Source organism: Coprobacter secundus subsp. similis, assembly GCF_015097275.1.
GTDB lineage: Bacteria > Bacteroidota > Bacteroidia > Bacteroidales > Coprobacteraceae > Coprobacter > Coprobacter secundus.
Map to the genome: position 1 here is coordinate 2,442,697 of NZ_AP023322.1, position 22,377 is coordinate 2,465,073.

Annotated in this window: 14 protein-coding genes, 2 tRNA genes and 3 rRNA genes; 9 read left to right on the forward strand and 10 right to left on the reverse strand. The window is 36.9% G+C overall.

Annotation, left to right across the window (positions count from 1 at the left end):
* Positions 1 to 15 precede the first annotated feature (15 nt).
* The 7 genes from Cop2CBH44_RS09690 to Cop2CBH44_RS09720 form a co-directional block, all read right to left on the reverse strand.
* Positions 16 to 534 (reverse strand): NADPH-dependent FMN reductase family protein, encoded by a 519-nt coding sequence (locus Cop2CBH44_RS09690; RefSeq protein WP_200754715.1) that lies wholly within the window; start codon positions 532 to 534, stop codon positions 16 to 18.
* A gap of 251 nt (positions 535 to 785) precedes the next feature.
* Positions 786 to 896, reverse strand: a 5S ribosomal RNA gene (gene rrf, locus Cop2CBH44_RS09695).
* Positions 897 to 995: 99 nt separating this feature from the next.
* Positions 996 to 3,876: ribosomal RNA gene (locus tag Cop2CBH44_RS09700) — 23S ribosomal RNA — on the reverse strand.
* Between the two features lie 130 nt (positions 3,877 to 4,006).
* Positions 4,007 to 4,080 (reverse strand) — tRNA-Ala (locus Cop2CBH44_RS09705).
* Positions 4,081 to 4,095: 15 nt separating this feature from the next.
* Positions 4,096 to 4,172, reverse strand: a tRNA-Ile gene (locus tag Cop2CBH44_RS09710).
* Between the two features lie 146 nt (positions 4,173 to 4,318).
* A 16S ribosomal RNA gene (locus tag Cop2CBH44_RS09715) occupies positions 4,319 to 5,846 on the reverse strand.
* Together the 16S, 23S and 5S rRNA genes with 2 tRNA genes alongside form the textbook arrangement of a ribosomal RNA operon.
* Positions 5,847 to 6,211: 365 nt before the next feature.
* Positions 6,212 to 6,676, reverse strand: coding sequence for an alanyl-tRNA editing protein (locus tag Cop2CBH44_RS09720; protein ID WP_200754716.1), 465 nt, complete (start codon positions 6,674 to 6,676; stop codon positions 6,212 to 6,214).
* 288 nt (positions 6,677 to 6,964) lie between these two features.
* Between Cop2CBH44_RS09720 and Cop2CBH44_RS09725 the strand changes: the two genes are divergently transcribed.
* The 3 genes from Cop2CBH44_RS09725 to gap all read left to right on the forward strand — a co-directional run bounded on the left by Cop2CBH44_RS09725 (position 6,965) and on the right by gap (position 11,089).
* Positions 6,965 to 8,614, forward strand: a complete 1,650-nt coding sequence (locus tag Cop2CBH44_RS09725; RefSeq protein ID WP_200754717.1) for a tetratricopeptide repeat protein — start codon at positions 6,965 to 6,967, stop codon at positions 8,612 to 8,614.
* Between the two features lie 143 nt (positions 8,615 to 8,757).
* Positions 8,758 to 9,576, forward strand: coding sequence for a 3-methyl-2-oxobutanoate hydroxymethyltransferase (gene panB / locus Cop2CBH44_RS09730; RefSeq protein WP_021929503.1), 819 nt, complete (start codon positions 8,758 to 8,760; stop codon positions 9,574 to 9,576).
* A 511-nt stretch (positions 9,577 to 10,087) separates the two neighbouring features.
* A complete protein-coding gene (gene gap / locus Cop2CBH44_RS09735; protein WP_021929502.1) occupies positions 10,088 to 11,089 on the forward strand; it encodes a type I glyceraldehyde-3-phosphate dehydrogenase in 1,002 nt (333 codons plus the stop codon).
* A gap of 752 nt (positions 11,090 to 11,841) precedes the next feature.
* Here gap and Cop2CBH44_RS09740 read toward each other — a convergent pair.
* On the reverse strand, positions 11,842 to 12,609 hold the full coding sequence (locus tag Cop2CBH44_RS09740; protein WP_021929501.1) for a NigD1/NigD2 family lipoprotein: 768 nt from the start codon (positions 12,607 to 12,609) through the stop codon (positions 11,842 to 11,844).
* A gap of 176 nt (positions 12,610 to 12,785) precedes the next feature.
* Between Cop2CBH44_RS09740 and Cop2CBH44_RS09745 the strand changes: the two genes are divergently transcribed.
* The 6 genes from Cop2CBH44_RS09745 to Cop2CBH44_RS09770 all read left to right on the forward strand — a co-directional run bounded on the left by Cop2CBH44_RS09745 (position 12,786) and on the right by Cop2CBH44_RS09770 (position 20,018).
* Complete coding sequence (locus Cop2CBH44_RS09745; RefSeq protein ID WP_021929500.1) at positions 12,786 to 13,349, forward strand: RNA polymerase sigma factor; 564 nt, start codon at positions 12,786 to 12,788, stop codon at positions 13,347 to 13,349.
* Positions 13,336 to 14,601, forward strand: coding sequence for a porin family protein (locus tag Cop2CBH44_RS09750; protein ID WP_021929499.1), 1,266 nt, complete (start codon positions 13,336 to 13,338; stop codon positions 14,599 to 14,601). The genes Cop2CBH44_RS09745 and Cop2CBH44_RS09750 overlap by 14 nt, the downstream gene beginning before the upstream one ends.
* Before the next feature lie 210 nt (positions 14,602 to 14,811).
* A complete protein-coding gene (locus Cop2CBH44_RS09755) occupies positions 14,812 to 17,025 on the forward strand; it encodes a glycoside hydrolase family 3 C-terminal domain-containing protein (RefSeq protein WP_021929498.1) in 2,214 nt (737 codons plus the stop codon).
* 158 nt (positions 17,026 to 17,183) lie between these two features.
* Positions 17,184 to 17,960, forward strand: a complete 777-nt coding sequence (trmB, locus tag Cop2CBH44_RS09760; RefSeq protein WP_021929497.1) for a tRNA (guanosine(46)-N7)-methyltransferase TrmB — start codon at positions 17,184 to 17,186, stop codon at positions 17,958 to 17,960.
* A 9-nt stretch (positions 17,961 to 17,969) separates the two neighbouring features.
* Positions 17,970 to 19,079, forward strand: coding sequence for an Mrp/NBP35 family ATP-binding protein (locus tag Cop2CBH44_RS09765; RefSeq protein WP_200754718.1), 1,110 nt, complete (start codon positions 17,970 to 17,972; stop codon positions 19,077 to 19,079).
* 132 nt (positions 19,080 to 19,211) lie between these two features.
* Positions 19,212 to 20,018 (forward strand): phosphate ABC transporter substrate-binding protein, encoded by an 807-nt coding sequence (locus tag Cop2CBH44_RS09770; RefSeq protein WP_055095527.1) that lies wholly within the window; start codon positions 19,212 to 19,214, stop codon positions 20,016 to 20,018.
* A gap of 3 nt (positions 20,019 to 20,021) precedes the next feature.
* On the opposite strand, the gene Cop2CBH44_RS09775 is transcribed toward Cop2CBH44_RS09770, so the two are convergent.
* Positions 20,022 to 20,609, reverse strand: a complete 588-nt coding sequence (locus Cop2CBH44_RS09775) for an acyl carrier protein phosphodiesterase (protein ID WP_021929494.1) — start codon at positions 20,607 to 20,609, stop codon at positions 20,022 to 20,024.
* A 6-nt stretch (positions 20,610 to 20,615) separates the two neighbouring features.
* Positions 20,616 to 21,806 carry a formate-dependent phosphoribosylglycinamide formyltransferase gene (gene purT / locus Cop2CBH44_RS09780; protein WP_021929493.1) on the reverse strand — a complete coding sequence of 397 codons (1,191 nt, stop codon included), beginning with the start codon at positions 21,804 to 21,806 and terminating at the stop codon, positions 20,616 to 20,618.
* Positions 21,807 to 22,377 lie beyond the last annotated feature (571 nt).

The window sequence follows — 22,377 nt, forward strand, 5'->3', positions numbered from 1 at the left end:
CGGCTTTAGCAAGAATCATATATCCTCATTTCGAGGATTATTATTTAACGATTTAGTTTCTTCCATTACATTCTTAGATGTCACTGTCCCAATTTTTGCTTCACTAATGGCAACTCCTGCATAAATTTCATCAGGAGTAAAAATTTCATTTTCTTGACAAAAGTGATAAAAAGGCAATTTACCAATAAATACAGCACCTTTAGCATTCAATCTATTTGCAATATTACGCATTACATTACAAAAAGCATCAATATCCTCAAGATTAGCAAAATGACCAGCTAATGCAATAGCTTTTCCTTTAAGGTCAATATTATTAAAACGCTCCAACATCAAAGAGCAATTACTCTCATCAATATTTTTACACCAAACAGCTGAAATTAATACAACGACACTAGATTCTTTTAATAAATCTGATGAAACCTTAGTCACATCAAATATCAGATCAGAACCTACCTTTAGCTTTTCAGCTAATACTTTAGAGCATTCTTGAGAAATTCCACTCTTTGAATCATATATTATACTTATCCGCTCCATACTACAAATACTATTAATATCATAGTAAAAACACATAGATATAACTTTTGTTCATTACCTTCCCCATAAAAATTTATTTCTACAGTAAAGGATAGAAATAACATACACCTTCTTTTGAATGCCCGAAAAAAAGGGTAGCGGCGTGTCCGGGAATCGGGTCCCGGGGGAGGGGGGGAAATGCATCTCCACGGGGAAAAAAATAGGGAGGAGAGCAGGACCCTGCGGTCTTCTCTCCTCCCTATTCTCCTATAATACGGCAGCTACCTACTCTCCCACTGTGACGCAGTACCATCGGCGCGGTCAGGTTTAACTTCTCTGTTCGGAATGGGTAGAGGTGGAACCCTGACACTATAACCACCTGAATGCCTTCTTTTTTGCCATACAAAAAAAGAAAAGAAAAAGAAAAACACCAACAAACGACAGAACGATACCACGTATCCGGCACTACCGGAATCATACCTTACAGAAAGTCTCGGGTGATTAGTTTTGCTCGGCTTTGGCATTACTGCCTTTACACCTGCAACCTATCTACGTCGTCGTCTGCAACGACCCTCTAGGGAAATCTTATCTTGAGGCTGGCTTCGTACTTAGATGCTTTCAGCACTTATCCAATCCCGGCTTAGCTACTCAGCAGTGCTCCTGGCGGAACAACTGATAAACCAGCGGCCGGTCCAACACGGTCCTCTCGTACTAGTGTCAGAGCCTCGCAAATTTCCTGCGCCCACAACAGATAGGGACCGAACTGTCTCACGACGTTCTGAACCCAGCTCGCGTGCCACTTTAATGGGCGAACAGCCCAACCCTTGGGACCTTCTCCAGCCCCAGGATGTGACGAGCCGACATCGAGGTGCCAAACCGCTCCGTCGATATGAGCTCTTGGGAGCGATCAGCCTGTTATCCCCGGAGTACCTTTTATCCTTTGAGCGATGGCCCTTCCATGCGGAACCACCGGATCACTATGCTCTAGTTTCCTACCTGATCGACGTGTCGGTCTCTCAGTCAAGCACCCTTGTGCCATTACACTCTACGGCCGGTTACCAATCGGCCTGAGGGTACCTTTAGAAGCCTCCGTTACGCTTTTGGAGGCGACCACCCCAGTCAAACTACCCACCAAGCAGTGTCCTCTCTAATACAGAGTTAGAATTCAAATAATCAAAGGTCCGTATTTCAACAGCGGCTCCTCGGATACTGGCGTACCCAATTCTCTGCCTCCGGACTATCCTACACATCAAGTACCCAAATTCAATGCTAAGTTGCAGTAAAGGTTCACGGGGTCTTTCCGTCCCGTTGCGGGTAATCGGCATCTTCACCGATACTACAATTTCACCGAGCTCACGGTTGAGACAGTGTCCAGATCATTGCACCATTCGTGCAGGTCGGAACTTACCCGACAAGGAATTTCGCTACCTTAGGACCGTTATAGTTACGGCCGCCGTTTACTGGGGCTTCAATTCTACGCTTCTCTTGCGATGACGTCTCCTCTTAACCTTCCAGCACCGGGCAGGTGTCAGGCTGTATACTTCATCTTCCAATTTCGCACAGCCCTGTGTTTTTGTTAAACAGTTGCCTGGACCTATTCTCTGCGCCCGACTTCTTTCAGTCGGGACCCTTTCTCCCGAAGTTACAGGGTCAATTTGCCTAGTTCCTTAACCGTGAATCTCTCGAGCGCCTTGGTATATTCTACCCAACCACGTGTGTCCGTTTGGGGTACGGGTGAATGTAGCATATGTTTAGCGGATTTTCTTGGGAGTCTGATTACCATCGCTATCCGGTTGTCCGAGGACGCCCGGTACTATCAAGTTCGACTATCCCGGCGGATTTGCCTACCGGGACAATATCTACACTCTTCAACCTGCTATTCCGTCTGCAGGCGGATGTGTCACTGCTCCGTCTCCGCGTCACTCCTACATTCAGTAACGGAATATTAACCGTTTCTGCCATCGGCTGCGCCGTTCGGCTACGCCTTAGGGCCCGACTTACCCTGATCCGATTAGCGTTGATCAGGAACCCTTGGTCTTGCGGCGAGGAGGTTTCCCGCCTCCTTTATCGTTACTTATACCTACATTTGCTTTTCCACTGTCTCCAGTCTGTCTCAAAACAGGCCTTCTGCGACCCGTGGAATGCTCCCCTACCAATATTTGCATATTCCATAGCTTCGGTAAATAGCTTATGCCCGATTATTATCCACGCAGAATTCCTCGACTAGTGAGCTGTTACGCACTCTTTAAATGAATGGCTGCTTCCAAGCCAACATCCTAGCTGTCTTTGCAATTCTACTTCGTTAATTCAACTTAGCTATTATTTCGGGACCTTAGCTGATGGTCTGGGTTGTTTCCCTCTCGGACATGGACCTTAGCACCCATGCCCTCACTCCTCGGTCTTGAGTTGAAGCATTCGGAGTTTATCAAGACTTGATAGGCGGTGAAGCCCTCGCATCTTATCAGTCGCTCTACCTCTTCAACTCGAACCCGAAGGCTGCACCTAAATGCATTTCGGGGAGTACGAGCTATCTCCAAGTTTGATTAGCCTTTCACCCCTACCCACAAGTCATCCGAAAACTTTTCAACGTTTACCGGTGCGGTCCTCCAGTTGGTGTTACCCAACCTTCAACCTGCTCATGGGTAGATCACTTGGTTTCGCGTCTACTCCTGCTGACTATGACGCCCTGTTCAGACTCGCTTTCGCTTCGGCTCCGGGCCTGAAGCCCTTAGCCTGGCCAACAAAAGTAACTCGTAGGTTCATTATGCAAAAGGCACGCCGTCACTCCATATAGAAGCTCCGACCGCTTGTAGGCGCATGGTTTCAGGGTCTATTTCACTCCTCTGTTCGAGGTTCTTTTCACCTTTCCTTCACAGTACTGGTTCGCTATCGGTCTCTCGGGAGTATTTAGCCTTACGGGATGGTCCCCGCGGATTCATACAGGATTTCTCGTGTCCCGCACTACTCAGGTGCCGCCTCGGCTTCGCTTCGGATTCGTCTACGGGATTGTCACCTTCTTTGATCCAACTTTCCAATTGGTTCGACTTCCTCCGCTCTTGCCTTTATCGGCGGTCCTTCTACCCCGCTCCTGCCGAAACAGGAACGGTTTGGGCTCTTCCGCGTTCGCTCGCCACTACTAGCGGAATCATTGTTATTTTCTTTTCCTGTGGGTAATGAGATGTTTCAGTTCCCCACGTTTGCTCACTGACTTGCAGTGTGTCGCCTTGCGACGACGGGTTGCCCCATTCGGAGATCTACGGGTCAGCGGATATTTGCTCCTTACCGTAGCTTTTCGCAGCTTATCACGTCCTTCTTCGCCTTCGAGAGCCTAGGCATCCTCCATGCGCCCTTGTTTACTTTCTTTTCCCGGCTATTGCCGCCGATTCTCCGACGGCCCTCCGGTGTGATGTATACCTGGTTCGCTTTCTTTCTTGGTTTGCTAGGTTTTTTGTTTGTTCTTTTCTTTTTTCAGTATGTCAAAGATCTTCTTTCGTGGAGAATAACGGATTCGAACCGTTGACCCCCTGCGTGCAAAGCAGGTGCTCTAGCCAGCTGAGCTAATCCCCCAAACTTCTGCCAGTTTGGTAGTCCCAGGCAGATTTGAACTGCCGACCTCTACATTATCAGTGTAGCGCTCTAACCTACTGAGCTATAGGACTGTCAATTCATCCCTCTGCCGGGCTGCTTCTTCTCTTTTATCTTGTTACAATAGACCGTAGAAAAAAACGGGGTCGTCTCCGTCTCATTTATCGGAAAGAGGACGCCTGAGCGTTCTTTGTGGAGGATATCTTCCCTTTTACTCCAGAAAGGAGGTGTTCCAGCCGCACCTTCCGGTACGGCTACCTTGTTACGACTTAGCCCCAGTCACCAGTATTACCCTAGGACGCTCCTCGCGGTTGCATACTTCAGGTACTCCCGGCTCCCATGGCTTGACGGGCGGTGTGTACAAGGCCCGGGAACGTATTCACCGCGCCATGGCTGATGCGCGATTACTAGCGAATCCAGCTTCACGGAGTCGAGTTGCAGACTCCGATCCGAACTGGGACAGGGTTTCGAGATTGGCGCGGCATTGCTGCCTGGCTACTCGCTGTCCCTGCCATTGTAACACGTGTGTCGCCCCGGACGTAAGGGCCGTGCTGATTTGACGTCATCCCCACCTTCCTCGCAGCTTACGCTGGCAGTCTCGATTGAGTCCTCAGCTTCACCTGGTAGTAACTATCGATAAGGGTTGCGCTCGTTATGGCACTTAAGCCGACACCTCACGGCACGAGCTGACGACAACCATGCAGCACCTCGCAGGCGGCTATTGCTAGCTGCGTACTTTCATACGCATTCCTCCTGCGTTTGAGCCCGGGTAAGGTTCCTCGCGTATCATCGAATTAAACCACATGTTCCTCCGCTTGTGCGGGCCCCCGTCAATTCCTTTGAGTTTCACCGTTGCCGGCGTACTCCCCAGGTGGAATACTTAACGCTTTCGCTGTACCGCTTACTGTATATCGCAAACAGTTAGTATTCATCGTTTACGGCGTGGACTACCAGGGTATCTAATCCTGTTCGATACCCACGCTTTCGTGCTTCAGCGTCTGTTTCACCCCAGTATGCTGCCTTCGCAATCGGGGTTCTGCGTGATATCTATGCATTTCACCGCTACACCACGCATTCCGCATACCTCTTGTGGACTCTAGCCCTACAGTTTCAACGGCAGTTTCCCGGTTGAGCCGGAACATTTCACCGCTGACTTATAGGGCCGCCTACGCACCCTTTAAACCCAATAAATCCGGATAACGCTCGCATCCTCCGTATTACCGCGGCTGCTGGCACGGAGTTAGCCGATGCTTATTCGTATGGTACTTGCAATAGCCCACACGTGGACTCTTTTACTCCCATACAAAAGAAGTTTACAACCCGTAGGGCAGTCTTCCTTCACGCGACTTGGCTGGTTCAGGCTTCCGCCCATTGACCAATATTCCTCACTGCTGCCTCCCGTAGGAGTCTGGTCCGTGTCTCAGTACCAGTGTGGGGGACCTTCCTCTCAGAACCCCTATCCATCGTCGCCTTGGTGGGCCGTTACCCCGCCAACCAGCTAATGGAACGCATGATCACCTGTAACCGGTTACCCTTTCGCCGGCCTTTCATGCAAAAAACCGGCGGCATGGGGTATTAGTCCGAATTTCTCCGGGTTATCCCCCTGTTACAGACAGATTCCATACGCGTTACTCACCCGTGCGCCGGTCGCCAGCGTATCAGCAAGCTGATACCTGATGCCCCTCGACTTGCATGTGTTAGGCCTGTCGCTAGCGTTCATCCTGAGCCAGGATCAAACTCTTCGTTGTAATATCTATTTTTTTCTTTTTCTTACTCCCGTAAAAGCCGATATCATCCCCTGCTCTGATGCCCGTATCATTTCCTTATTCTCTTGACGTGGACTATTACCCCCTCCGGTTTCCCAAAGGGGCCCGTCTCTTTCTACATTTCTCTCTGTCTATCGTAATACTTTCAATGACCTCTTGCATTTCCTTCCGGATTTATTCCGTTTCTATCGGAAAGCGGATGCAAAAGTACACGCTTTTTTATTCCTATCCAAATCTTTTTTGAACTTTTTTTCGACTTTTTTCAAATAAAGATACTACAAATCTAATTACCAACTTATTACCTTCTACCACCTCCACAAAAAAAATTTTCTCTACAATACTAAAAATTATATGAGTAGATTAAATCTAATACGTAATCTACCATCAAAAAAATCACTACTAACAATATTAAATCTTCCAATTTCAGAAGTATTATTTACATGAACTCCAATACAAGGACATGCATCATAATCTCCAATCTTCACAATCCGAAGAGTCTGAGATGCATCTTTCGGCAATCGACTCAAATCAAACATTTTTTCTGCCTCCTCCTGTGTCAAATACTCTACTGAAACAGGCAAATTTTGTAATATTATATCATTTACTTTATTTTCAATTTCTTGTATTTGCTCTGCAGTAGGTTTTTGTTTCAATAAATAATCACACTTAGATTTTTTTCTTTCTATATGAGCACTAACAGCACGTCCACAATGAAATAACCGAACCATAGTCTGGTTCAAAATATGCTCAGCTGTATGCATTGGAGGATACTCTTGTTTGTTATGTACATTTAGTTCTATTTTCCTTTCCATTTCTTATATTTTAATTAATATCATAACACATCTACGAATGTATAATTATTTCGATGTATTCCCAAATTTTCATTATTTTAATATCCTCATTCTACTTCAAAATAAAATCCCATCTTATTCCATACAATATCTAAGAATCATCAAATATAAATATCTGAATTACTTTAAAGCAGAAATAATTTGAATATAGTAAAAAAGAGATACTTATTCCACAAATATTACTATCTTTGCAACATACAAAAAGAGTAAATATTAAAAATATTCCGTTAAAATAATACTCTCTAAAAAATGAAACGTTATACATTTTCAACAAAAGCTTTAAGCTTCTCGATTATACTTTCTTGCGGGATGTTTTTCCCTCAAATCATAGAAGCCCAAAAAGCAAATAAAATTTTAGACCTTTTACAACAAGGAAAAATAAGTAAAGCTGTAGAAAAAAGAAATCGGGTATATTCCAACGATGGTGCAAAAGAGTTAATGTTAGCAGATATATGTGATTGCATTTTATTCAATACCAAAGAATACAAAGCATATGATCCTTATAAAGCATATTCTATCTTTAAAGACACATATCTTAAACATAAAGATAATAAAGATGCTAATAAATTTTTGACTAAGCATAAGACATCTTTTCTAAAAATACAAACACAAATTGAGAACAATATTTTAGCAGATGCCAAAGTTTTAAATACAGAGGAAGGATATAACAAAGCTATTTCAGTATGCGATAGTTGTTCATATTTAAGTGAAGCAAAAGTTTTACAAGAAGAAGTGGTATATAATAACGCCATCTCTGAAGGTACTTTAGAAGGATACAATTATTTTTTAAGTCATTATCCTGAATCTGAAAAAGTAGAAGAAATTACAGCATTAGCTGATAAGATAATTTTTGAAAAACTAGATGACACCATAGAAGCATATAGTGCCTTCATTCAACAATATCCTAAATCTAAATTAGTTGCTGAAGCTCAAAATCGAATTTATAATCTGGCTTATAATAATACTATTGAACAAAATACACTCGAAGCATATAATGGGCTGATACAACGTTATCCCAATCATCCTAAAAAAGAAGAAATACAAAATAAAATAGAAGAACTTTCGTTCAAAAGCTTATCTACTGATTTCACAATGAAAGCTTACGATTCTTTTATTAGTAAGTTTCCTCAATCAAAATATATTATTCAGGCTAACACTTTAATCAGGCCTATTAACCAAAATGAATGGCATTGGAAAAGCAATGGATTAAAAGGATATGTAAAATCTACAACTGAAACCTCTTCAAAAGAAGGTGGTAAAAATAATAGTAACTCAACTGATATAATTACCCAATATAACGAGCTTGGAGAAGTAATTTTAGAACAAATAACCACAGGCAAAGATGTAAAAATAACCCAAATTCTTTACCATCCGGATTTTTCTTTATCTGCTATTATTGAATCCAACGGTCGAAAACGGTATGATTACAAAAATGGATTATTAAATAAAATTACATTCATTAACAGTCGTAAAAAAGAATCTCCTATTGCAATTTTTAAATATGATAATGGAGGACGTTTAATTGAACGTACCGACTACATTACAGGAGTAAAAGGCAGTACGATAACACAATACACATATAATGCCAATGACTCGATAATTTCATCAAAAAAATATAAAAGTACGACACCTAAAAATACAACAATACAGCAATATATTGACGGAAAAGTAGTATCATCTACTGAAACTATAGGGAAACAAACTACACAAAAACGTTATACTTATAATGATAAAGGAGATTTAATAAAAATAACTACAACAAAAAATAATAAAGATACTGAAAATACAACTTATGAATATCTATATGATGAGACTGGAAACTGGACAAAACAATCAATGTTTATTAATGGGACTTTAAATATAGTTAGGCAGCGTGCAATAGAATATTTTTACAAATAAATTTTATGATTCACACCGATATAACGACCAAAGATTTTGTTTGGTCGTTATTTTTATTTAGTACAAAAATATAATTTATTACGAGATACTATGAAACTAAAAATTAACAGTACCTTTGTCCCAACCAAAAACACATATATAATATGTCAACTTACACAGAAGATTTACGTAAAGTCACGACACATCGTCTGGCTGAAATGAAACAAAGAGGAGAAAAAATATCTATGCTCACAGCATACGATTATTCCATGGCAAAACTCATCGATGAAGCAGGAATGGATGTTATCCTTGTCGGTGACTCAGCCTCTAACGTCATGGCTGGAAATATCACGACTCTACCTATGACTCTTGACCAGATGATATATCATGGCAAATCTGTTATGAGGGCAGTTAAACGGGCTTTAGTAGTTGTAGATATGCCTTTCGGATCATATCAAGGAAATTCAAAAGAAGCAGTTGCGTCCGCAATCAGAATCATGAAAGAAACAGGAGCTGATTGTGTAAAAATGGAAGGCGGAGCTGAAATTCAAGAATCGATAATCCGCATTTTAAGTGCAGGAATCCCAGTTATGGGTCACCTAGGATTAACGCCTCAATCAATAAACAAATTTGGGACTTATACTGTCAGAGCAAAAGAAGAAGCAGAAGCCCAGAAACTAGTAGAAGATGCTCATTTACTTGAAGAAATCGGATGTTTTTCTATTGTTCTTGAAAAAATTCCTGCCAAGTTAGCCGGAGAAGTAGCAAGAGAACTTTCTATCCCTATAATAGGTATAGGTGCAGGGGGTCAAGTAGACGGGCAAGTGCTGGTAATGCACGATATGTTAGGCATTAATAAAGGATTTTCTCCTCGATTTTTACGTCGATATGCCGATTTATCTACCATCATTACAGATAGTGTAAAAAATTACATTAAAGATGTAAAAACTTGCGATTTTCCCAATGAATCGGAACAATACTAGCTTTTAAAGAACAACACAGGAGAAGATTAAAATCTTCTCCTGTGTCTCTTGTAATAAATATAATTCTATTCTACATCTTATTCTTTTTCAGAGAATATATGGTTGCTTTCATGATCTATATTTTTTCTACTCAAAATACTACTTATTTTCTACCTTCAATTATGAATCAATATTCATAATATCCTCATATCCTATTTTTAAATATACACTCCAAAGTAATATCTTATAAGACAAATAATAGAATAACAAGCTTTTAATAAAGAAAAATTTCTTTATTTTTAGCACGAATTTTCTTTGTTTATAAATAAAATATGTACCTTTGCATCGCAAATAAGAAAATGAAATGAAGACAACGTATCTTTTTATTGTTTCTACAACTTTGGCACTTTTATTTCTCTCGGCGTGTGCAACCCCCTGCGGATGCTAAAAGGTCATAAGAAGCAGATTAAGTAAGAGATACATAATTGGAAACAATTCGTTTTTATAATAAACCCTTAAAAGTTTTATTACAATGATTAAAGTAGGTATTAACGGTTTTGGTCGCATCGGACGTTTGGTTTTCCGTGCCGCACAAAAAAGAAATGACATCGAAGTTGTAGGTATCAATGACCTTATTAGTGTAGAATACATGGCTTACATGTTGAAATATGACACTATGCACGGTCAATTCGATGGAACAATTGATATCAAAGACGGCCAGTTGGTTGTAAATGGAAAAGCCATCCGCGTAACTGCAGAGAAAAATCCTGCTGACCTAAAATGGAGCGAAATTGGCGCTGAATATGTTGTTGAATCTACAGGACTTTTCTTAACAAAAGAAAAAGCCCAAGGTCACATCGATGCTGGTGCAAAATATGTAGTAATGTCAGCTCCGTCAAAAGACGATACTCCAATGTTTGTTTGTGGTGTTAACCTCGATGCTTATACTGGACAACAATTTGTTTCTAACGCATCTTGTACTACTAACTGCTTAGCTCCTATTGCTAAAGTATTGAATGATAAATTTGGCATTACTGACGGTTTAATGACTACAGTCCACTCTACTACAGCTACTCAAAAAACAGTAGATGGACCTTCTATGAAAGATTGGAGGGGCGGTCGCGCAGCTTCTGGAAACATTATTCCATCTTCTACGGGTGCAGCTAAAGCTGTAGGTAAAGTTATTCCTTCTTTGAATGGCAAATTGACTGGTATGTCTATGCGTGTTCCTACTTTGGATGTTTCTGTAGTAGACTTGACTGTCAATTTAGCAAAACCTGCTAAATATGAAGAAATTTGTGCTGCAATGAAAGAAGCTTCTGAAGGTGAATTGAAAGGCATTCTTGGTTATACCGAAGACGCTGTAGTTTCTTCAGATTTCTTAGGAGATACTCGCACATCTATTTTCGATGCAAAAGCAGGTATTGCTTTAACTGATACTTTCGTTAAAGTTGTTTCTTGGTACGATAACGAAATCGGTTATAGTAATAAAGTTCTCGACTTAATTGCTCATATGAAGAAAGTAAACGGATAATAAATTTACATTTCTAAAGCATAAAAAATAAAAGATTACTCTCAGTTTGAGAGTAATCTTTTATTTTTTATGCTTTAGAAATACAAATCAAGATAAATAAATTTATTAACAAAATCATCTACCTTACCTAATAATACTTAATATAATTATTTTTTTCTATATGCATTTGGATTATATTCCTTGACATTATAACTTTGTACTAAGTTTTTTCATGGTATTAGATTTAAGGTTAATAGAAGATTGGTTGTCGTGAGACAACCATTTTTTATATGAAAAAACTATTTACTAATTTTTCACTTTGAATCCGATTTATATTCGTTATCATAAATAAAATAGACTATTGAAGATTGTAAGTAAGTTTCCAATTATCTTTATGAAATCTGCATACTTGTCTCAAATTTGAACTCTACCTGTATCCTAAATCACCATCCTCTTTGATATATATTCTGTAGATTTTTTCTCAATACCTATATGACTAAGTAGACTTCTCCCAACAAGTTTTGTTTCAGTTTCTGTACTAATGAAAAGATTCAGATAGGATATAATATTCTCAAGTTCCATCAATATACATCCGGATAGTTATAGACACTAACAACTGTCTCTTTATCACTACAAATATTTACTTTTAACTAAAGGTTATCACTACTAGAAATCACCTAAAATTTGCATTCTATAACAATATATCCATACTGGAACAAAAAAAACGGGATTGATTCCCATCAATCCCGGACTACTACTCATAGAGTTTTGATTTATCTAATATATAAACTGGAATTTTTTTTCTGAACAGCTTGTTGCAATTTGTCTACGGCTTTATTTTTCTCACTATTATCCGTATCATATTTGCAAGTATATGTCTCTTCTCCACGATATGTGTTTACTTTGATTTTCAATCCTTTCAAATCACTTTTATCGGGAGCTAAATCTCCTAATCTAAAAGATGCTATGCCCCACAACCATTGAGACCCAAATTCGGGGTCATCCTCTTGATTATGACGAAATTCAAGTTGCATGTACCCATCATCGGGATTCTCTTCCAAGCTGTAGTCACGTACCAAATTAACCATATGCTTTTTCTGTCCAGCACCTTTCATTTCAAATTGAATAGTTACATATTCATCACTTGTCCACATATCCAAAATATTAACGGCATCATTACCTATACTATCCTCTTTCTCCGGAGTTATAGGAATAATACCTTTTACTAAAACCGTATCAATATCATTCACATGTATCCTAAAATCATATCCTTGATAATCCTCATCCAACAATGTATAATTCACAATCACCCGACGCCCGTCTTCTAAATAAAGAGAAGGTATTGAGTTTTCAGAAAATAACATAGTTCTTTTACTATCTAACAATAAGTAAGAAGGTTTCCCCTCCTCAGAAACGACATTTCCTACAGCTAATGACCGATTATAATATACATAATAATCATCATCATCGTCATTACAAGATTGAAATAAAGTTGTTGATACTAAAAGGCTTATCAACAATAATAGTGGAAATTTTTTCATATACATCAAACTTTAATATTTTATATCTATAAAAATACATTTTTGATTATATAAACTGGCATAACCTGCAAATACTGCATGACAAAATGTTAAAGAGATAAAAATGAAATAATTTGCTTATTCTAGAGCAGTATTTTTGTATATTCTGCATTTATCATTAATAATGTGATTTTCAAATGAGCGAAGCTGAACTATCTGAACAATGTCAGAAAAAAAATAAATATGCTCAAAACCAATTATATAAACAATATGCTGGCATATTGTTCGCTTTATGTATACGCTATATTGGCCATAATGAAACTGCTAAAGATTTATTGCATGACGGATTTCTAAAAATATATACATCGTTCGACCAGTTCTCTTATCGAGGTGAAGGTTCTTTAAAAGCTTGGCTATGCAGGGTAATGGTAAATACAATTCTAGAATATCTTAGAAGGAATGAAAAAACAAAAAATTTTATTCCTATGGACGAAATACCAGAATCCCAAGATATTCCAGAAGAAAGGCCACCCCTTGCTCTAATTCCTCAAGAAGTAATCATGAAATTTATAATGGAACTTCCTATCGGATATCGTACTGTTTTCAATCTATATACTTTTGAAGAAAAATCTCATAAAGAAATAGCCAAATTATTAGGAATAAACGAAAAAAGTTCATCATCGCAATTATACAGAGCAAAGAGCTTTCTATCAAAAAAGATTAAGGAATACTTAAATAAATATGAATATGAAAAAGGATAATTGGACATCAGAGTTTCGGGAACGGATGGACAGTTATACTGTAACTCCACCCAATGATGTATGGGAAAAACTGGATAAAGAACTGTCTTCTACTCCAGCTACTAAAATACGTATATTCTCTTTTACCGCAATTGCGGCAATTATTATATTATTATTACTTTCATCGGTCGGAATATATCTACTAACAAATTATAAACCTGATAAAAATATTCCTCGAATTTTATCAGAAAGCCTTCCAACTGAAAATCACACCTATCATAGCAATGACGATTTAAAATCCCATGAAGGGATAAATATTATGCATCGCAGTCTTCCTACAAAAAAAGAAGTATTTTCCTCTTTAAAAGGAACAGACAAACAAATTATTAACGATGAAACTATCAATCAAAGAGTAAATGGTTCAGAGAAAGAAAATAATATAATAATAAAAGAAAAAGTTCACTCTAAAGATGAACATTCTATGCTAAGAACAAAAAAAAGAAAAGAAAACTCCGAAGAACCAACATTGTTTATCAGAAAAAAAAGTAAAAGAAACAAATGGGCAATTAGTATTACAACTGGAAATAATATCATGGCATCCAACGAAAGCTATTACGGATTTAATAATCTAAACAGCTTTAATAATTCTATACCTACCAATGCTACAAACCCCATGAGTAACAATGAGAAAAATCCAGAAGAGCTAAAGGAGGCCAACGCTTACCATCAAATTATGTTTAAGAATATTAATCAAACTACCCAAACAAAAATAAAACATCATTTACCTATCAGTGTAGGTCTGTCATTAAGAAAAAATATCAGCTCTAATTTTTCTATTGAAACCGGCCTTATGTATACATTATTATCCTCTGAATTAAAAGCTGGTAATGAAAGTTACTATTCCCAAGAACAAAAACTTCATTACTTAGGTGTTCCTTTAAAAATTAATTGGAATTTTATTCAAAAAAAATATTTCACTGTTTATCTATCTGCAGGAGGAATGATGGAAGGTTGTGTATCTTCCAAATTAACAACTAATTATGAAACAAAAAACGAAGAATCATTTTCCCAAAATAGCAATCTCAAGAACAATCATCTACAATGGTCTGTTTCTGGAGCTGTTGGAGCTCAATATAATATCAATCGTTATATAGGCATTTTTATAGAACCAGGAGTTATATATTATTTTGATGATGGTTCAGAAATAGCAACAATTCGTAAAGAAAAGCCCCTCAATATAAATTTCCAAGTCGGTCTTAGATTTGGATTTTAAATATTTAGCTAATCCATATTACATTTTTCCAACACGAATTACAATTTTTATTCTCAGAAATAAAAACTATAACTTTATAACAAGCCCAAACAATAAACTATACCATAAATCTTGATATAAAAAATCCATAATTAATTTATATTTTTTGTATATTTACATCGTATAATCGCTTTTTAATCGACAAACTAACTGATTAAAACACAACAACACATGAAAAAAATCACAAGTCTGATAGCTTGTACTTGTTTTACAATTTCAGCATTTGCTCAAACAGTAAAACCTGTTTATTTAGATGAAAGCCAACCTATCGAAAAGAGAGTGGAAGATGCATTAACAAGAATGACATTAGAAGAAAAAGTAAAAATGTGTCATGCTCAATCAAAGTTTAGTTCATATGGGGTACCACGACTCGGAATTCCCGAACTTTGGATGAGTGATGGTCCTCATGGCATTAGAGAAGAAGTACTTTGGGATGAGTGGAATGGGGCTCATTGGACCTCTGATTCTTGTATCGCTTTCCCTGCACTTACATGCCTAGCTGCTACATGGGATCCTCAAATGGCCGCATTATATGGAAAATCTATTGGCGAAGAAGCGCGATATCGTAAAAAAGACGTGCTCTTAGGACCTGGAGTAAATATCTATCGTACACCTCTAAATGGGCGCAATTTTGAATATATGGGTGAAGACCCTTTTCTTTCATCTCGTATGGTAATTCCTTATATACAAGGAGTACAAAGCAATGGTGTAGCTGCTTGTGTAAAACACTTTGCTTTGAATAATCAAGAAATCGACCGTGGTCATATCAATGTAATTATTGATGACAGAGCTTTACATGAAATTTATCTACCAGCTTTCAAAGCTGCAGTACAAGAAGCTGGGGTCTGGTCTATCATGGGTGCTTATAATCAATATAAAGGACAGCAATGTTGCCATAACCAATATTTATTAAATGATATTTTGAAACAGGATTGGCAATTTGACGGAGTCGTTATTTCTGACTGGGGAGGAGTACATAACACAGAGCAAGCAGCCAACTTTGGATTGGATTTAGAAATGGGAACCTGGACAGATGGGCTCAGCCAAGGAAAAGCAAACGCTTATGACAACTATTACCTTGCTGACCCTCTATTAAAAAAAATAAAAAAAGGAGAGATAAATATCAAAGTAGTTGACGATAAAGTACGCCGTTTACTGAAAATGATATTTCGAACAGTTATGAATTCTCAAAGACCTTGGGGCTCTTTCGGAACAGAAGAGCACGCTTTAGCAGGGCGGACTATCGCTGAAAACGGCATTGTTTTATTAAAAAATGACAAAAACATTCTACCTATTAACTTGAACAAAATAAAAAAAATTGTAGTTGTCGGAGAAAACGCCAACAAAAGAATGACTCTTGGTGGTGGCTCTTCTTCCCTTAAAGTAAAATACGAAATAACCCCTTTAGATGGTCTGAAAAAACAGATAGGAAATCTGGCTGAAATCATATACGTAAAAGGCTATGTTAGTCCTTTAACCGAAAAACGCGACCCTAAGCCAAAAATACCAGTAGGATATAAAGAACCAAATCCAGAAATATTATTGCAAGAAGCTATCAATGCGGCTAAAGATGCTGATATCGTATTATATTTTGGAGGACTAAATAAAAATGAAAATCAAGACAGCGAAGGCAATGATAGAAAAAGTTATAACTTACCTTATGGACAAGATCGCTTAATTTCTGAATTGGCTAAAGTTAATAAAAATATCGTAGTAACTATTATATCAGGAAACGCTGTTGCTATGCCTTGGATAAAAGAAGTCCCGGCTATTGTAGAAGGATGGTTTGGTGGAACAGAATCAGGAAATGCAATTGCGTCAATTCTCACCGGGAAAGTTAATCCTTCTGGGAAACTCCCAATGACTATTGCCGAGAAATTGGAGGATTATCCTTCACACGCCCTAGGAGAATATCCGGGAGACCATGTGAATGTAAGATATAATGAAGGTATTTTTATTGGATATCGCTGGATAGATAAACAGAAAAAACAAACATTATTTCCTTTTGGCCATGGCTTAAGTTATACAACTTTCGATTATGGTAAAATAAAAATTTCTTCTAAACAAATGAAAAATAATGACAAGATTACAATTTCTATACCTATCAAAAATAGCGGGAAAATTAAAGGTAAAGAAACTGTTCAACTATATATTGGTGACGAAAAATGTTCTTTCGAACGTCCGATAAAAGAATTGAAAGGCTTTTCAAAAATTGAGTTAAATCCTGGAGAAGAAAAAATAGTAACATTTGAAATTACAGATGAAGCTTTTAAATTCTATGATGATAAACAAAAAATATGGAGAACAGAACCAGGCAAATTCAAAATATATATTGGAGCCTCTTCTAATGATATAAGAGAAACTTCAGAAATTACTCTTTTATAAAGTCAAATAAATAAAATACAGGATATAAAAGTTACTTTTATTTATATTCTGTATTTTATCGAAATAAAAAACAGAACTAAAACAAGGTTATAATTAGACAATATTCTTATTTTAGGCAAAAATTGAGTATCTTCGTTTCTATTTTATATAAAAAATATATGGGTAAAAATAAACTGCAGAAATTCGATGATATGAATTTATACCCACATGTATTTCAATATCCTTTTTCTATTTTACAAAATGAGGGATTTGACATGAAGGGAAAATGGAACAGCATTTTTTTCAAAAATGACCATCCTATTGTCTTAGAACTAGGATGTGGAAAAGGAGAATATGCTGTAGGACTTGCTCGTAAATATCCCAACAAAAATTTTATCGGAATAGATATAAAAGGGGCACGTATGTGGACTGGAGCCAAAGAATCGCTACAATCAGGAATGAAAAATGTAGCATTTCTACGTACCACAATCGAACTGATTACTTACTTCTTTTCACCTGGGGAAGTATCTGAAATCTGGATAACCTTCCCTGATCCTCAGATGAAAAAAGTACGTAAAAGACTTACATCTACCCGATTTATGGAATTATATCGGACAATACTAAAACCAAATGGCATAATACATCTAAAAAGTGATAGTAATTTCCTTTTTACCTATACTTGCGAAATGGTAAAAGTTAATCATTACCCTATAATATTTCAAACAGAAGATCTGTACCATTCAGGATTAAAAGATGATATATTAAATATAAAAACTTTTTATGAACAGCAATGGCTTGATAGAGGATTGACAATAAAATATATATCTTTTATTTGTGAAAACAGAGACCGATTAATCGAACCAAATATTGAAATTGAATATGACAACTATCGTAGCTTCAACAGAAGCAAACGTAGTGAAAATAAAGAAAAAAACAAATTCCTAAATAAAGATTAATATATTATTATGGCAATATATCCAAAATTAATCACCGACGCCCTGAGAAAAGTACGTTATCCAGGAAACGGAAAAGACCTCATCTCTGCAGAAATGGTAGGAGATGATATCCGTATCGACGGAAATAAGGTAAGTTTTTCATTGATATTTGAAAAGCCCAATGACCCCTTTATGAAATCTGTTGTCAAAGCAGCAGAAACCGCTATTTTGACATATGTTGGAGAGGATACAGACATAAAAGGTAATATACACATAAAATCTAAACAACTCCAACAACCAGAACCAGGGAAATTATTACCTCAAGTAAAAAATATTATTGCTGTATCATCAGGAAAAGGTGGCGTAGGAAAGTCGACAGTTGCAGCGAATCTAGCAGTTGCTCTTGCTCAAAAAGGGTATAAAGTTGGCTTATTAGACGCTGATATATTTGGTCCATCTGTACCCAAGATGTTTGGTGTAGAAGATGCACGTCCTTTCGCTGAAGAAATTAATGGAAAAGATATGATAGTCCCAGTCGAAAAGTATGGAATAAAAATACTTTCTATTGGTTTCTTTGTTGATAAAGATAGTGCTGTCGTATGGAGAGGAGGTATGGCTAGTAATGCACTCAAACAGCTTATTGCCGATGCTAATTGGGATGAGCTTGATTATTTTGTTCTTGATTTACCTCCCGGGACAAGCGATATACATTTAACTTTAGTACAAACATTAGCAATTTCTGGAGCTATTGTTGTAACAACTCCCCAAGAAGTCGCATTAGCTGATGCTCGAAAAGGTATAGATATGTTTACAAATGACAAAGTTCATGTTCCAGTTCTTGGATTAGTTGAAAACATGGCTTGGTTCACTCCGGCCGAACTTCCAGAAAACAAATATTTTATCTTCGGAAAAGAAGGTGGAAAAAAATTAGCAGAATCTCTAGGAGTACGCTTATTGGGACAAATACCTATTGTACAAAGTATATGCGAAGGAGGCGACAAGGGCGTCCCTGTTGCATTATCCCCTAATACTATTACGGGAAAAGCTTTTGAGAAACTTGCTGAACAAGTAATAATAGCTGTAGATGAAAGAAACTCATCTCTACCTCCCACTCATATAGTAGAAGTTTCAAATAAATAATAAAAAATGTCCCGGGAAAAAATTCTCCGGGACATTTTTTATTATTTATTTGAAATACAATTGTAATTCATATGCAATAAAGCAGTAATTACAGAAGAATATATTTGTAATATTCTTAAGTATGATATTTATATGAAAAAAAATTTTATACTTCTATTTGTGTTTCTAATAACACATTCGTTGTTTTCTCAACGAATAAAAGGAAGCGATACCGTTTTACCAGTCGCTCAAAAACATGCAGAAGAATATATGAAAATTCACTCTAATAGCAAAGTTACAGTCACAGGTGGTGGTAGTGGCGTAGGACTATCGGCTCTATACGAAGGAACAACGGACTTAGCAATGTCTTCCCGAAAGATAAAATTTGAAGAAAAGATAAAATTTCAAAAGAAAAAAATAGTTCCTGCCGAAGTTATTGTCGCTTATGACGCATTAGCTATAATAGTCCATCCATCAAACCCAATAAACCAATTAACAAGGAAACAACTCGAAGATATATTTACCGGAAAAATTCGTAACTGGAAACAGTTAGGAGGAGAAGACATTCCTATTGTCACTTATTCGCGAGAAACTAGTTCTGGAACATACGAATTCTTTAAAGAAAAAATACTTAGAAACAAAAATTATATAAATTCCGTATTGAGTATGCCCGCAACTGGAGCTATTATTCAGTCTGTTAGACAAACAAAAGGAGCTATAGGTTATGTCGGACTAGCTTATGTTTCATCAGGTATTAAAGCAATTCGTGTATCATATGACGGAAAAACGTATGTAGCTCCAACTTTTAAAAATGCAAAAGACAAAACATACCCTGTAGTACGACCATTATATTACTATTATGATAAATCAAAAGAAAACATTATTTCTTCCTTTATCTATTACTCTCTTTCTCCTACGGGCCAAAAACTAATAGAAAATATAGGATATATTCCCCGATAAAGATTATAAAGAATCTGTCTTTCGTATCTGTCGCAAATAAGATTGCAGATCCCTAAAAAATATATTGAACAACGACTGATAATTAGCATAATTATCTACAAAATATTCTTCAATAGATTTTGTAGATAATGGAATGTTACGATAAGTGACCATAATTTGTAAAGACTCAAATAGCCCTTCAACTGTACAATAACGGCACAATCGATTCGTAAAAATAAAATGCCATAGAAACCCTTGAACACGGGAAGGAAGATAGTAATAATTTAATAACAAATAAATATAAAAACGATAAGAATATATTCTCAACGGAACCTTTGAATAATCCGAAAAATTTTTTGCTAAAAAATGGTCAAAAAACAAATCAGGCAAAATTACAGAATATCTTCCAAAACGAGGTCGTAAATCAGTCAATACATCCTTTACCAATACATGATTATCTGTAAACTCATCTACCTTGCGATGCAACCAGATTCCCAATTGCATCGCAAGCGGATAATTATCGTATTTCCCTTTTACAGCATCTGCAACAAATCCTCCTATTTGAGATTTAGGAGAGGACCCAGACAAAAAAATATGTGCCAGGTAATTCATCTCCAATTACCTCGGATGAACAATCACTCTTAATTTAGAGTATGCTCGCTCTACTTTATTTCGAGCCTCTTCCAAAGTATTCGCTTTAGCAAGAATAACCCCTAAACGACGATGTCCTACTACCTCGGGCTTACCAAAAATACGAATTTGGACATCCGGTTCATTCAACACCTCTTCTAAATTATCAAATTCAACTTTATCACTATCTCCCTCGACAACAATCGCTTTTGAAGCTGAAGGACCATAAAATGAAACTGCAGGAACAGGTAACCCTAACACGGCACGAGCATGTAATGCAAATTCTGATAAATCTTGAGAAATCATCGTTACCATACCAGTATCATGCGGGCGAGGTGAAACTTCACTAAAAAGGACCTTATCTCCTTTTACAAATAACTCTACTCCAAAAATTCCCCAGCCACCTAATGCATCAGTAACTCTTTGTGCTATCTCCTTCGCCTTAGCCAAAGCTTTATCGTTCATAGGTTGAGGTTGCCATGATTCTCGATAATCTCCATCTACCTGATGATGTCCTATCGGCTCTAAAAAAGTTGTTCCCGCACTATGACGTACAGTCAATAATGTAATCTCATAATCAAAATCAACAAAACCTTCTACAATCACTCGACCTGCTCCAGCCCGTCCTCCTTCTTGTGCATAATGCCAAGAATTATCTATATCTGCAAAAGAACGAACTATACTTTGCCCATGCCCCGAAGAGCTCATTATAGGTTTCACTACACATGGTACACCAATCCCTTCAATAGCACATTCAAACTCTTCCCGTGTAGATGCAAATCGATAAGGAGATGTTTCTATTCCTAAATCCTCTGCAACTAAGCGTCGAATACCTTCTCGGTTCATTGTAAGGAATGTGGCCTGAGCTGTAGGAGTTACATGATAACCTTCTTTTTCTAATTCCACTAATGTTTGAGTTGCAATAGCTTCTACCTCTGGAATAATATAATCAGGTTTTTCATTTTTTATTATTTCTCTTAACCTCTCTCCATCGAGCATCGATAAAACATATGAACGATGAGCAACTTGCATAGCTGGAGCATTGGCATATTTATCCATTGCAACTACCTCTATACCATATCTTTGAAGCTCAATTGCAACCTCTTTTCCAAGTTCTCCAGATCCGCACAAAAGTGCTTTTTTCCCTACTTTCGATAATGTGGTTCCGATTTTTGTCATTGCAGTTTAAATTTATTATCTCAAAGGTACATCAAAAATCCGATATCTTTACCTTGCTTACAAGATTTCTTATTTACAACATTGTTGTTACTTCTAAATTAATACTTGATAATATACAAATCGATAAAACATTAGAAGATTTATAGCGATCAAAATAATAAACAAATTAATGACTATAACCTTAAAATCAAAGAAAGTGGACTTACTTATCATTTTTTGTATATATAATATTAATGATTATTTGGATAAATACTATAACGGCCATTTCTGACCTAAATTTTGCTCAAAGTATTTTTCAGAAATCTATATAATAATTTAAACATACCTATAGACCTAGTAAGACTGACATTTTACATTACTTCTCTATTGCCTCAACCGACTTTTATATTAATCATTCTTCCAAACCGATATAAAACAGAACCATAATAATACTTTTCATCCAACGTAATACAACATTATTTTCTAACTTATATTTAAGTAACTGTATTATGGACAAAAACAATATAAATATAAATATAAAATAAAAAGCAGGGAGCAATATAAATTTATATTGCTCCCTGCTTTTTATTTC